Source organism: Bradyrhizobium hipponense, from assembly GCF_008123965.1.
Taxonomy (GTDB): domain Bacteria; phylum Pseudomonadota; class Alphaproteobacteria; order Rhizobiales; family Xanthobacteraceae; genus Bradyrhizobium; species Bradyrhizobium hipponense.
On sequence record NZ_VSTH01000242.1, the window covers coordinates 1 to 1,390 of the forward strand.

Genomic DNA, 1,390 nt, shown 5'->3' on the forward strand with positions numbered 1-1,390 from the left:
AAGGGGCGCTCAAGTCAAGGAGCACGCCATGTCTCAGAACCTCAACACAGCGATCGCCGTGATTGGCATCGATATCGGCAAGAACTCGTTCCACCTCGTGGGTCATGATCACCGCGGTGCCATCGTGCTGCGGCAGAAGTGGTCACGCAGCCAGGTGGAAACACGGCTCGCCAATTTGCCGCCGTGCTTGATCGGTATGGAGGCCTGCGTCGGCGCGCATCACCTCAGCCGCAAGCTCCAAATGCTTGGCCACGACGCTCGCTTGATGCCGGCGAAATACGTGCGCCCCTACTCGAAGGGACAGAAGAATGACTTCCGAGATGCGGAAGCCATCGCTGAGGCTGTCCAACGCCCGACCATGAAATTCGTCGCAACCAAGACAGCCGATCAGCTCGACCTTCAGGCGCTGCACCGCGTCCGCGAGCGATTGGTTGGTCAGCGTACCGGCGTCATCAATCAGATCCGTGCGTTCCTGCTGGAGCGGGGTATCGCCGTACGCCAAGGCCTGCATTCCCTGCGGTCTGAGTTGCCGGGTATCCTCGCGACGCGCACCGATGTGCTCTCGCCTCGCATGTTACGCATCATCGAGGATCTGGCGGGCGACTGGCGCCGGCTGGATGCGCGTATCGAGGGGCTGTCTAGCGAGATCGAAACGCTGGCCCGTCAAGATAAGGCCTGCGAGCGACTGATGACGGTGCCCGGCATTGGCCCGCTTATCTCCAGTGCAATGGTGGCCGCGATCGGCACTGGAGACGTGTTCTCGAAAGGCCGCGACTTCGGCGCCTGGCTTGGACTGGTGCCGAAGCAGATCTCGACCGGCGACCGCACGATCCTCGGAAAGATATCAAGGCGCGGCAATCGCTACCTACGTGCGCTGTTCGTCCAAGCCGCATGGGTCGTGCTGGTCAAGGTCAAGTGCTGGGAGCGCTACGGCCTCAAATCTTGGATCGAAGCTGCCAAGAAGCGATTGCATCACAACGTGCTGGCGATTGCGCTCGCCAACAAGCTCGCCCGGATCGCCTGGGCGGTTCTCAACAAGGGACGCGCCTTCGAGTGTGCCAAGACTGAGGAGACGGCGTCCTGACCTGGCCAATCCTCGCGCCGTGCTCGGGGCCGTCAAGGCGCAGCCTGGCAGCGTAGAGCAAGACGTCAGGACAGCACGACGGCCGGCCTTGACGGCCCCTTGCGCGCGGCGCGTCTGCGCGCGCAGGCCGGGACGAAGGAACGAGCGCCAGGCACGAACAAAGGAACGGCGCGAAGTGAGGAGCTATCGAGATGACGTAACCAATATCCCTTACCCACCGAGGTCTGCGAGAGATGAGACGACGATGGAGGATCGGTCTTCCCGGCGCATGCGAACACTGGTGACCCGAATGGCCCGTTCGAGGCC

The 1,390-nt window shown here is 62.6% G+C and carries 1 protein-coding gene; it reads left to right on the forward strand.

The genetic code is table 11. The features are described from left to right. Window positions 1–28 precede the first annotated feature (28 nt). Window positions 29–1,084 (forward strand): IS110 family RNA-guided transposase, encoded by a 1,056-nt coding sequence (locus FXV83_RS41060; RefSeq protein WP_148745717.1) that lies wholly within the window; start codon window positions 29–31, stop codon window positions 1,082–1,084. Window positions 1,085–1,390: the final 306 nt, after the last annotated feature.